The following is a 13,812-nucleotide window of genomic DNA, read 5'->3' on the forward strand; positions in this document are numbered from 1 at the left end:
AGGTTGTTCTGGATGGTGACGAACTGCGCGAGTTCGGCAAAGGCATCCATGAAACCGGTGAGTTCACCTTGCGGTTTGTCTTTGAGGTTGAACTGGATTTGCCCATGAGCTTTGTCCTGAAGGTAATGGAAGTTCAGGCCATAAGTGTATTCGTAGTTCCATTTGGTGATCTGGGAGAGTTTCTTAGCCTTCTTGTCATAGGCAGAGCCAGCCTGGGAGACCATGCGTGGTGTTTCCGGGAAACTGCGCAGCAGGATGGGCACTTTGAAAGACCCAAGCGGCTTTTCAAGAACCGGAGTGCCTTCCGCCTGGATCGGAGAGAGCCAGCTTGAGGCTTTGTAGTCGGTTATTCCCTGAACCGGGCTGATCTGATGTTCGAGAGACGTGACTTTGTAGCTCAGGTCCAGAGCGAGGCATTCCGTTGTCTCTCCTAGTTTTTCAGAGGCCTGAAGCAGGAAGGTGATCGGTTGCTCTGCGCCATCTTGCAATTTCAGTTTGGCGGAGGTGAGCGAGAAAAGGCTTGAAAGAGATTTAACGGGTGTTGGCTCCTGCGCATCTTCCTGTGCATCCGGTGGGCAGTCTGCCACGCTGTTCAGGTTGATGTTGCCGTAAAGCTGCGGCGTTTCTTCATCGCCTGTCAGCGGAATGTTGGCGGTAATGTCCGCCCCGAACGAGAGGACAGCCTGTGTTGTGTAGAGATTGGAGAGCTCCTCCAGCAGCGTTTGTTTGAAGGTCTCTTGTGCGGAGGTTAGCCGCGTACTTGTGCCATCCTGATAGATGGGTGCCAGCATGCGTGCCGTGATCTGCGCAAGGCTCTTCTTTTGCTCCGTCAATGCCTCCATAAAGCCGCTGACGACTGTAGGGCTCTCACCAGCGCAGGAGATGCTTTCCGGTTTATTGGCTGCGAGTTTGTCGATGAACAGGATTGAGGAGAAGTATTTTGGAGACAGCAGCGCGTCAAAAAACTCAAAGTACTGTTTCAGCCAAACGTCCATCTCTACATTCGAGAAGGTGCTTTGAACCGGACTGCCTGTGAACTTTCCTGTGCTTGCGTCAAAGTCATCCAGTCCGGCATAGGGATAAACCGAGGCACTGCGGGAGATCAGCGTGTTACTGACCGGAAGCGGTGCGTATATTTCTGGCTGGCTTTCATCTGTGATGTGGAAGGAGATTGGATCTCCCTGCTTTGTGCCGACACGAACGCCCCAGGTTGCATTGGAGGATACGCCAGCGGATGGCGCATATCGGTTGATGCCAGAAGCAACCATCATCGTGAAATCCGGACCATGGATAGTCTGCGCTACACATTGTGCAAACTCTGCCAGAATGTCTGGCTTTGGCTTCGTCGGTTTTTCGGAGTCTGCGTCACCTTTTTTAGGTTTCGGGGCACTGACAGATGTTCTGATTGCTATGGTGTTGGCAACAGATCGTGTCAATGGATCGGCTGCATAATCACCGACCGCTATACCGTGGGTTCGTTTGAAGACAAGCTGTGTTGTGAGCTCAATGATTGGTTCCTGATTGAGGCTGCTCATTGGCACTGTTACAGGCAATGAGAGCGGCGGAATTGTTTCAGAAGTTTCAGATTCTTCCGGGGTGCTTTGCCTGATCAGGAATTGCCCGATGTCTTGCCACCAGCCGACCAGCTGTTCAAGTTCGTGTACTGAGAGTTGATAGGTGTTGAGCGAGAGTGTCGAGTTGGCCTCTATTGCAAAACCGTTGGGGTCATTAAACTGGGCCAGCATATCTTCAACGATAACCAGTGCTGAGTGCGCTCTTTGCTGTGCGATCTCCGGATTTTGGCCTTTTTGCGGGAAGAAGGGTCCACTATCAAAGCTGAAGGTGATGAGGATCGTGAAGTTTTCCGGGGTCGTTTCAGCGCTACCCTCAGGCTGCACTGTCCAGTTTGCAGAGGTCGAGGGCCATTGCGAGAGCGGGATAATCTGATCTGTGTAGCCCTGAAGCACCGGTTTGCTGTTCAACTTTCCTGCGGGCTTTGTGGGCTCGTCCAGTGTTGATAGGATCGTATTGCCGTAATAGTCGTTCCATCCGAGTTGAGTTTGCAGGAGTAATCCGTTGGCACTGTACGGGTTCAGTGTCGTGGCTTCTGAGGCGTTTTCGGTTTTTACAAGGCTGAGATACGATATTACGCCGTGATACATTTCCGCATCGCCAGCAGATGCTTCCAGAACATATCGGATCTTTCCCTCATTGGGCGAGGTGGACTTGCCTGAGGCACCAATGGGCAGGCCCATGTTGCTTGGTCTGAAGTCCTGATTTCCCAGAATCTTATAGGCCAGCAGGCTGTAATTATTGAGGAGCAAGGCCGTCGCGTAGTCATCTCCTGTTCCACCCTTGGGTATCTCCGGCGCCTGCTCACGTTGTGCATTTAGCGCCTGAACGCCGGGATGTTCACCGGGTTGAACAGTTAGCGGGCCCGTGCGCAGAGTGAGTGTTTGACCGATGACGAGCAGTTGCTCCATCTCTGCGTTCGCACTGGCGACAACGATGGGCTCTGTGCCGAAGTAATCCGCAATATCTGACAGGCATGTGCAGCTCGACAAGTCGTTGCTCAAAGTCTTGGAGCCAATTGTCAGTTCAATCACAGGCAACCGTATTGGTGCGCCTGCTGGAACTGTTTCGCCAGTCAGACGCGGGTTTACCTGCTTTAGCTCTTCAACGCTTGTCCCAAAGCGCAAGGCGATACTTGCGAAGGATACATCACCGCTTTGTGGAACCCGATAGGTACCCTGCTCGATGCTGATGGTTTTGCCCGGTATCAGCTGGATTTTGCCGCTCGCTGATGTTTCCTGATCAGAAGTCAGAGTATTGGCGATGAGTGAGTTGAGGTTGGAGTGATAGCGCAGTGCAATGCTTGCCAGCGTATCATCATCAGTGGTCGTGTGCTCCACCAACTCGCCTTTGGCAGCTGCGGTCAATGATGTACCTGAGCCGGCGATTGCCTGTGCAGTTGCGAGCCCGTTGACGTAGGCATGCATGTACTCCTGATCTTCATGGATGATGACCAGAGACAGCGTCGCCTCTCCTTTTTCGTTAAAGATATCCGGCGGCAATCCTGTCTGCCCGTCATCTGCTGTGTAATAGAGATAGAAGCCGCCCGAGTTGGTGATGCCAGCTTCCCAAAGCAGTTTGACCAGTGACATGGGCGTGTTGAGAAGCGTCGGGCTCTGGCTTTCCCTTACCGCCTCAGACAACAGCTCTCCGCTTGGATTGGTCACTGTGGAGAGGTTGGTTTGCGACAGACCGAAGGTGACATTGCTGCCGCCCTCACCCACAAAATGTGTACCGTTGCTTTGTGAGCCCTTGCTGTAACCGAGCGTGAGAGATGCAAAGCTATGATCCTCAGGCAGGCTTTGCAGCAATCGCTCCAGAATTACGACGCCAGCTGAACTCACCCCATTCAGCTCATAGGTTGTTTTCAAGGCCGCATCCGGCGTCGCTTTGACTTCCGCCGCTGGAGCGCTCGATGTTTGAGCTGGCAGTTTCTTGATGGAGAACTCAATTGTTGATGCCCAGCCATAGTTCGTCAGCGGGGTTTTGATGGCCTTTCCAGTTGCAGCATCCATCGACACCTGCTCAACAAGGAGCTGAGGAGGCACAACTGCGTTGTTTTGTGCGCTGTTGGCACCAAGTGTCGTTAGTGCTGCAGAAAGCGTCCACAAACGCAGATATTGGGTGTTGGATGGCTTTTGAGGGTCGTTTGTGGGAACGTTGATTGGCTCTGCACTTTGCCAATTGATGAAGTGCGGGATTGGGAAGGCGCTTGGTTGCTGCTCAACCTTTGCAAGGAGTGAAAGTTCCTCTGGTCCGGCAGACAGGTACTCTGTCTTCCCGTAAGCATTGACGGCTTCAATGCGTTGATAGTCCTTGCTTGCAGTCGCCTCATTGTCTGACGGTACATCCACCTCGTATTTCAGGGCGGTTTGGTCATTTCCAAGTGTGATCCAATCTGCATCCTTTGGCTTGCTCAGCAGCAAGGAGAGACTGCTTGTCAGCGGCGTTGGGATTGCGATCTGCTGACCGGACAGAGCGAACAGTCCAGCCTCATTCGGCAGGTTGAGCTTTCCAGCCTCATCCTTTTCAACCCAGATGCCCTCTACAAGTGGTGTGATGCCATCCGTTGGCAGACGCATACCATGGAAGTAATAGCGTGAGGCCATGCCTGACAAGTGGGTGATACCACCGGTGCGTTGCACTTCCTTGATGAGCTCTCCAACGGGGAACTGAGGCAGATGCACGATGCTCAAACTGCCAGCATCCGATCCCGCATTGGAGCTTGTGTCGCCCACAAACAGATCAGTGAGCTCTCCGTTTGCGGTGATTGCTAGCGCTTCAACATCAGTGTCAAACTTTTGCGCGATGGATGAGAGGGTATCTGTGTCCGTTGTCTTTTGCGTGAACGCTGGCATCTGCAACGTAGAGCCGACAACCAGAAGGTCCTGCTGGGCTTGCACAGCACTGCTGTTGGTCAACTCGTCGATTGTAATCCCAAGAGCTGATGCGACTGCATTTAATGTTTGCCCACCAGAGACTGTGTGCTTCTTCTGAGTTCCATCTGATGCGGTGTAATCAATCTGAGCACCACTGCGCAAAAGGCCTGCGACTGCCTTGTTTTTACTCATGAGGTCAGAGGCTTCGACAGTCGCATTATAGGGGTTGTTGCTGGCTAATTTTTGGAAGGAGCTGCTTGCAGGGATCACAAGCGGTGCAGTCGGAATTGTGACGTTGAGGCCTGCTGTCAAAGGGTGGCTGTTGTTGGCTTTGAAGAGGTCTGTGAGGGTAAAATCTGCTCCGGAAAAGGCACCTTGGCTGTTGACCCAACTCACAATGCAACTGGATGTTTTTCCAGCTGGGAGCGGATAATTGAAGTCGCGTAGACCGCTCAGGAGGTTTTGCATCATCTGCTTCATAATCAGCATGAAATAGTTTTCATATATATATGATACTATTGATGTTTTACCGACACCTTCATCAATCTCATAGGGGGATTTCCCACTCTCTTTTTCCACCTGAACACTGAGCTGGTTAAAGTAAACTGTTAAGTCTTCCAGGTACTCGGTGGTTATGGAATTGTAGTCTGCAAAAGTATAGGAGAGCGATGTTTTGCTGTCTTGTTCCAGCGCGATGCTGAGTGATGGCAACATGGGGAAATAGGTTGCTTGCGCCTCTCCTGAACGAGACGGCAAAGCAATATCGAGCATGAACTGTTGCTGCAGGAACGTGGTGATGTCCTGCTGGGTCAATGCGTCTGACGAGCCTTCCAACTCACCCAGCCTGTTCAGTATGGCGTTGATCTCAATCGCGCTGATTACGTGGTTATCGACCTGGTCTGCACTGGGGGTTTCATCACCCATGGTCGCGGCTACAAGCCAGCGGGTTACCATCTTGGCCAGAGCCTCGAATGCAGTGTCTGTTTGCTGCCCTGCGGCCTTCTCATAAAGCTCCGCATCTTCCGGAGTTGCTGGTGCGGGTGCTGAAATGAACAGGTTGGCGACGTAACACGGCAACTGTGGCGCTCGGGCCTCTTCAGAAGACGACCAGTTCTCATCCTTTGCCAGGGTCAAGCCGTAGCCCAGATGGATCTCCAGCGGGTTTTGAGAGGGATCAGCAGCAGGTTGCAGGTTTGCCCAGTTGAACTCTACTGGAGCTGCCTCATAGGCTCCCGTCAGCATTGGCAAGCGGCTGTAGAGCGCGAGGCGGTCCGCTAATGGTGCAGCAAGCAAGCCTTCGTAGGCTTCCGAACTATCAAGCCAGGGAGCTTTACTCGGATCCTGGAGAGCTCCTAGTTTGAAGGTGGTATGAACGTGTGCAGAGAAGCTGAAGCTCACTTTGATGGTGAACAGGCCAAGATCAATCTTCGCAGAGGCGCGGACATCCACCTTAGCTGAAATTGTGAGGAGGATCGGCTCGTATGAGGCAAGCTTGATCTGTGCGCTTACCTCGATCCTGATATTGACCGAAGCCTTGATAATGGCAAAATCTATGGTGCCATACAGCTTACCGATGATGCCAAAGGTGCCTGTGAGGGAGAAGAAATATTCGCCCTGCAGTGACAGAGCATCGCTGCTGCCTGAGTGCTGACCTTCATAGGCATTCCACTTTGCTAAAATGCCTTGCAAAATCCCGAAGGCGGTGAGGCTGAAGCCCGCTTTGAGAATGCCCATATCAACAGACTTTCCAAGCCCCAGCTGTGCGCCGAAGCCGAAGACCAGATTGGGGTTGAAGAAGCCTTTTGTAGAGACTGGCAGCCCTTTGACAGAAGCGGCAGGCAACTTGCCAAAGTAGAACCCTCCTCCGCCTTTTACCGGAATACCCGGCGGTACGATGGCCTCAACTGAGAAGGAATGCGAGAAATTGTTGTTCCAGGGGAAGCCGACATCGATCTGGAAGTCACCGTTGGTGTAGACCTCGATGCCGAATGTGGGCAGTGTGATTGTCACGGCCCCAACATCAATGCGGCGCATGATTTCTGGCAGTTCGATGGAGGCTGAAAACTTACCAAGGCCCGGTGAGACCTTTTTATAGATGACCTGAAAATCCAGACCGGAGAAGACCTTAGCCGCTTTTCCATTACAGGCAATGCGCAGTGCGTAAAGACTTGGGTCCGTCAGAACCACTTGCAAGGTGAATGTGTACTTGGCACCGGTGCTTTCAAGATCGCCTTGATGCTCCTGCCCTAGTTCTTTGCTGGAATCGATCCTCAGAACACCGAAGTCCGTTGCAAACAGCCAGTTGATGTCACCAGCAAAGCCGATGTCGGGCACCTTCTTCACTGAGGGTTTGTGAAGGTCTCCCAGAATATCGACAGCTTGCTGCACGGTGGTGACGTCTTGCAGGCCTTTGACGTCCACATGCTGCCCGCCGGCGAGTAAACGCAGGTCAAGATACTTGTTGCCAGAACCGCCGGGGCTAGGTGTTGTGGAGGGTTGATCAGCTCGCCATGACGGCTGTTTTTTTGCTTCCAGCCCGTTATGAGACAGCCAGGGAAAATCACCTTTCAGCTGCACGAAAACGCCTGATTTCTTTTTATAGGTGAGCGAAATGCCGGTCACTGAGGCGATTAAAAGGTCGATAGGACCAATTTTCACATCAAATTCAACGCTTCCGGTGTTAAAGTCCCATTTGAGTTCAAAATCAGAAAGTTTGACGTCATTTAACAGGTCAAATGGCGCGGCGAGCCCAAACTTTGTTCCGGTCATCCATTCCACAAAGGTTTCGACCATGGCACCAAGTGTGGTGGTATCTGTAAACCTGATCGTTGCACATTGATCAGCCAATACCTCAGCCGAAAACAGACCCCATGTGATCCCGAAATGAGATGCAGGTTTTTCGTACTGATAAAATACGGTGAGCTCGATGTTCTCCCAAAGCACATCAGCTGTCAGCAATGCGTATTTGCCGTTTGCTTTTGCGGTTTCATAACGGGTCAATGATTTGGCTGGTTCAATGAAGGCAATCTCTTCGCGGTCATCAAGCACCGGAATGCGCACTTGGCTGCCAGGTAACAGAAGCTCACTTCCGCCCGTATCTCCGATTTTTGCCGTGAAGGTCACATCCGGGAGCCATTTTGGCCTCACGTCTTTGTTGAGGCTCACTGTTCCCCCAAACTCATAACTGGCCGCGGATGTTCCAGTGCCCGTTGAGAAGGTTACATTCAGATCTGAGAGGTCTACATCGATAGCATCCGGTGCCCAGTTACTGCCGAAATAGGCATCAATGATCTGGTTGATCTTGATGGGTGTATCGTCCTGTTCCCCGCGGAATGTCCAGAGATGGTTTTGCGTGTCGAATGTGGCTGTCACATTAACCAGGACGGGCTTAACATTTGGCAGACCATCAAACAGCGTTGTTGAGGCTTTGATGGAGCCTACCGAGTTGGTTCCAACGCCTTTGACTTGGATGTAGATGTCGTTGAGCTCGAACTTTGCAGGTGGCAAGGTGATTTGCCAGCCTTTCAAATTTACGCCAGCCTCAACGGAATAGGTGCTGCTGTTTTTTTTCTGTCCTGGAGAATACTCCAGTGACAGGTTTGCAATATCTGCATCAACGTCAAGATGATAGCCGCTTGGCAGCAGTGCATTCACGAAGTCCGAGACAGGCAGGTTTGCCCCATCCGGGCTGAGTGTTGCGGTTACTGTGGTTTGCGGATAGGTGGCAGAAAGGTCGAGAATTGCTGGTTTACTGCTTGAACCGATCATAGCATCTGTGGAGGCCACCCAGCTTATCTGACGTTTGCCGGTTGGCTGGGAAGCGGTGATCTCAAAACTCAGGTTCTTCAGGTTCAATCCACCAAACAGATCCCATTCCTTGCTGTCTTTCAGGGAAACCTGAAAACTTTCTATCCTCTTGTTTTTTTGGTCATAGTTGAAGCGCAGGCCATCCACATTCAGCTCATTCAGGTCGGCGAACTCAGAAGGTATTGAGTTTGCAAAATTCATCCCGCCTATGAGCGTGAATATGGAGTTCAGTGAAGGAGCTGCCTCCTCTGCAAATGTGCCCTGCACCACCATCTTGTTTTTGGCAGAGCTTGGGAAATCCATGTGGAATGGTATGAGCGTATCGCCGACCTCAATGGAGGTTTGCACACCGCCTGTGAGCCGTGCACCATTGCTGGAGAACTCGACGGACAGACCTGTGTCTTCCAGCGCGAACCATTCGACACCTGGTAGTTCAAGCTTTTCCAGCGAGATTTGGAGTTGGACTTTGTAATTGCTTTGGTTTTTACTCGCTCGCCCTGTGCTGGAGACGGTAAGTGTGACTTCCAGTTCTGTGCCGAGAAAATCCGAGGTCTTTCCCTGCACGATGATCTTGCTGAGCCTACTTGAGGTGTAGACGGGTTTGATCGTCACGGGGCTTTTTGCGGAGCCAATTGTCAGTCCGCCTGAGCCCAGTACTGTTTGCAGGAAGGTGTGGAACGGTCCCTCTTTCAGCACATTGGGGATCAGAGCGAGCATCCCATTTTTTGTATTGTCCGTCAGCGAGGTTTGCAGTGTTTGCAGATCAGAGAAAATGCTGTCGGAGACGCCGCTTGCGACCGAAACAAGAGCAAATCTGGCAGCTAAAAACCCGAGCGCTTGTATGAGCTTATCGTTTTGTGGGGCGGCGTAATACTGTTTGAGGCCATCAAAGTAATCAAAGTACTTGCCCTTTTCTGAGCGAAACTGGGTCACCATATCCGATATGGTTTGCGCCAGTTCATTGGGCGGCATGGTTGCTTTGTAGCCCTCCTGAAACGCGGATGTTCCGAGAGCAATCTGGTTTTTGGAGGTATCTAAAAGCGTTGCGGTGGTTGGTGTTATGCTGCTGGCGGCTTTGCCCTTGCCGTTTCCAAATGTGCTTGGATAAGGGTTGGACGTGAAATTGCCGAGTTTGAAGAACGGCTTACCCAGGTTTACAGCCAGATTGGCGCTTTGAGTGCCTTCCAGAACGCTTGGCAAAGTGGCTGAACCATACAGATAATCGACCACATCTGGCGGCAGATCAGACAAGGTGGTGACAACCGTTGCACCTGGTTTCAGTTTGCTGAGGAAAGCAGCCCCAGCAGAGCCTGACAGGTCCTTATTCAGGTAAATACCGGCACCTGAGCCAGAGGTATTTCGGAACACTTGCTGGTTCTTGCAGTAAGCGTTGATGTTCTTTGTCAGCTCATCACGAGACGTGCTTGTGCCCTGCTTCGCCGCGTTCTTTTGGGGAAAATATCGCGCAAGTGTTTGCCATGTGGAATTGCTCAGGTCATCCAGAATAGCGATGACAACCGGCTTTTTAGTAAAGCCCTTTTGCTTTTGCAGGAGCGCGGCTGCGGCGATGAGCTCGAAGGCAATCCCTTCTGCATTGCCGACAAGCGATGTTTTGTCTGTCGATGAGCCTGGCAGGCTCGCAACCGGAAAGAACTCGATGCCGGATTGGCCTGATTTTCCAAGGGCATTGCTAATGTTCTGTGCTGCGCTCAATGCCTTGGTGTTGACCTCCGGGATTTTCCTCAGGTCCGCCCAGTTGAGCTTTGTGGTCAGGTCCTGTTTGAAACTGCGATAAGCAAACTGTGAGCCTTGCAAAACGAGTTGATCATCGAGGTTTATGGTCTGTTTGAGGCCCGGCAGCACCACCAAGGAGTTGGCGGAACAGAACTTTCCAGCCTGCGTACAGGTTTCGGCTGTCCAGAGATAGGGTTGTAGCAGGACAAAGTAGCTGCATTTCACTGCAGTCGCGATGCTTGTATTGTCGATGTTGGGAATGTTACCGCCACCACATAGGCATAGCGGCATCGTGCCAGACAGACCTGGTACGGAACGATGGGTTATCTCGCCAACGGTGGTTTCCTGATAGGCGTGAAAGGTGATTGTAACGCCGTCCAGCGTCATTGATGCGCGGGTGGTGGGGTCAAAGCCGGGTAACAGCTGCGCCAGTTCCTGCAGGAGCGTTTTTTGGCCACTGTCGTAAATCAGGTCCACATCTACCTGAAACCCAAGGGAAATCATTCGCTTTAGGAGGTTGATGGTATTGGCGGCGCTGCCTGACCTATGGTCTTGAGAGAGGAAGTAGCGCAGCTTTTTACCGCGCAGGAAATCCGTGAGCCGTCCAAGAATGTGACTGGAGAGCGTCGCATTCAAATCCTGTGCAGCAGAGGCAAACATTTGCACCAGATTGGCAAGCTCTGAGGACAGGCTCTCTTCGTCTGGCGTAGCTACGCGCTCGAGTGGTTCGATTGGACTGTGCTCGTTCATCTTGCTGCACCAGTGCTGATTGAAGGAGTGATTTATTTGCTGTTAGCGGGCTCGTTGTTGTAGACCGCGTACCAGGCCAGACCTGTGGTTTTGGCCGAGCTCTGGCTGCTCTCATCTGGCTCGGAGAACAGATAGAACGATGTGGCACCGCTTGGCGGAATCTTGGCCAGCCCCAGAAACTTGATAGCGATCTCATTGAGAACAAACATGTATTGCTTGCTGGCATCAGGCTCTTTGCTATTTGGGTTTTCCGTGTAGAGCAGCTGGATCGGGCCGTAGGACATGGAAAGCACGTTCTGTAGGCTGATGAGCGAGGCACCGTTGGAGGAGCCCGGCATATGGATGGCAGTCTTGGATTTGTAGGTTTCGCCCGTGGAGTCTGGTGACCATGCCAGCAGCAAATCAGCGGTGAGGCCCAGTTTGCCTGCGAGGTCTCCGGCGGTGCCGAGGCTGACTTCGAACTTGAGGCCGTTCCATGTGTCTGCCAGGCCTTGCTGGCGGACATTGGTTACAACATCCAAATATCCCATGGAGGCTGGCGTCTTGTTTGCGCTGTCGGAGCTGACAAACCCTTTCAATTGCAATGGCATAGTGGCAACAAGGCTACCGCTACGAGGCGTGCTGTTTTTGCTGTCGAATGTCAGCTGAACGCTGTCCCAAGTGATCTTCTGGCTTTCGTAGGCATTCGTTTGTGTGAAGCTCATTTGCAGGCCGAGCTCGTTAAAGGCCAGTCCATTCTGGCTGGTTTGCCGGTCTGGCTCATTGCCAAAGGAGAACAAGTCAACCGGCTCGTTTTTGCCTGCGCTGAGGATCGCGAAATCGAGGAAGCCGGTGAAGGCGAAGCGGATGAGTGGTTCTGTTTGATTTTCCTGCGTTTTTTCGTGTTTGGAGATGGTGTTCATTCGCGCGGATGTGAACTCTGTTTGCTCCAGGATGTTGTTGTCGACCGTGAACAGATAGGGATGGGTTGCGGCCATGGTGTAGGACGGGTGGTTGTTGTTGTCCTGATAGCTCGCTTTCATAATCAGCGACTTGTACTGGCTGCCTTTGGGCTGTGGTTGGCCTGCCGGTAAAACGGGCTTTGAACTGACCGTATCGCTGCCAAAAATCCTGGTCATGGAGAGCTGCGCGAAGGAGGAGAACTTCTTTATCGCCGAGTTTTCAAAGAGCACTTTGAGCGAGAGCAGGATGAAGTCATATGTGCGCGTTGCAGAGGGCACAACTGGCTCCGGGCTTGTCGCGCCCATTGGCACAATGAGATCACTGTCTTCGTAGTAAATCAGGCCATAGACCGAGCTTTGCTTCTTTATTGCAATTTTCTCACCACTTGCCCCTGCTTTAATCTGGTTGATGCGGATAGCGAGATGGTGGGCATAAAACTTTGCTGGATCGCGCACACCGGCCACAATCCCAGCCAATTGCTCGGGCGGTGATTTGATACGCGCGCGTAGCATAAGTACGCCGGTCCAGTTGGGATCAGCGGCAGTCTGGTTGAAGCTTTCGAAGTACTCGGTTGCCGGGTTCTCATAGGCGGCTTTGAAGTAATCCTGAAGCCATGAGGAAACGTTGACCAGCTGGGCTTTGTCTGGTGTGTTTTGGCGTTCGGTTGTTGGAGCGGCGAAGGTTTCTTTTTGGGTCCATTTTTGCGGATTGGAGATGAGGTTGTCTTTTTCACTGCCCTTCGGGTCGTAGAGTGGGCCGCGTATTCCTTTAATAATCAATATGTTGGCGTAGTCGCCGAAATCTGGTGAATTGCCGACGTCGGCTTCGATTTGCCAGTCTTCGATATTCAGCGTGTTGAGGAAGGTTGAGCCTGCTTCACCTAATTCTGATGGGTTTGCGGCGACCAGAAACAGCTGATTGGTTTGGAAGGCTTCAATGAGCTTGGGGGATAAGTCTTTGAAGGCAAAATCGGAAGGTGTTGGTACTTTGATTTGAGCGAGCTTGACTTCCTTCCAGCGACTGGCGTCTGTGGGTGATTGCAGCGTGGCGATGACGCCCAGTGGGGTGGTCAGGGTTGCATCCCCCTCTCCTGTTTGCGCCTTAGCCTCTCTGGCGTTGGATTGAGCATTGGTCAGAGACGCAATCACCTTGCGGCGGGTTGGAGCAATGATGCTTTTTTCAAACAGGGCGACATCACACTGAGAATAACTCGGGTCGCCCTCATCCGTACCGGCGTAGGGGAACATGGGGAAGGCCTGATCTTCCATTGGCGGCAGTGTGTAGGCAGGACTGACCGTGCCCAGCAACTCCTTGTTTTCCTGCCAGATTTCATCATCATAGCCGTGCAGTGCGCTGCCGTGGGGCTGCGCTACATAGGTGATGGATGCCTCACTCTTTTCCGCGGCATTATCTGGCGGGAACACCTGTACATACGACGTTTTGTAGTTGCCTTTGAGCGGTGCTCCTTTGGGTGCAGGGCGCCCAACGGGAGACGACAAAGGCAACGGGAAAACCGGTGCGTAGGCAGGCTGATCGGGTACAAACCGCAGCCCTGCTCCCTCAGAGAGCGCGTGTTTTGCAACGCCTGGTACTTCCAGAAACTCTGTGCCGCCCAGTCCGCACATGAAGCGGGCTTTTGTATCGTCTTGCACGAGCGGTGCGCAGACGAGGAAATCACCAACAGGACTGGCGATAAAGCTATGAAGTGATGAGGCATTCTCGTAGCTCGGGGTGAGGATAATGCCTGCGGGTTGTGTATCACTCACATGGCTGTCAGCGGTGATACTCTGTAAAACAACGGGAGCGCCGTAGGTGGTCCGGTAGAAGCTGTTCAGGGTTGGTCCCTGCCCGCTTTCCTCTTCGGCGCGAAAATAGAAGGCGCAGCGGTTGGGATCTGTTCGATTGTGCGTCGGATAGATGTTCAGCGCGTCGGTGACGTCCACAATGAGCGTCATAGGCAGAGGATTACGGCTGCCATTGTCGCCTGTGCCTAAGGCGAAGCGTTGGCCATTGACGCCGGTTTTGGTCTCCGCATCTTTCGTAACCCATTGAAAACCCAGATTCCATTGATCATGAAGGGCGCCACGCTCGAACTCGGCATCAAACACAATGGCACCGCGATCCGGTC

Annotated in this window: 2 protein-coding genes; both read right to left on the reverse strand. The window is 52.4% G+C overall.

The window, feature by feature from the left end; genetic code table 11:
- Nucleotides 1–10,742 (reverse strand): LysM domain-containing protein (locus tag PPL9_RS24865; protein WP_057465390.1); only part of this gene is annotated, 10,742 nt, incomplete at its 3' end.
- Between the two features lie 32 nt (nt 10,743–10,774).
- Nucleotides 10,775–13,812, reverse strand: a 3,038-nt coding sequence (locus tag PPL9_RS24870; protein WP_082597104.1) for a hypothetical protein, incomplete at its 5' end; no start/stop codon positions are given.

This window comes from Pseudovibrio sp. POLY-S9, assembly GCF_001431305.1.
Classification (GTDB): domain Bacteria; phylum Pseudomonadota; class Alphaproteobacteria; order Rhizobiales; family Stappiaceae; genus Pseudovibrio.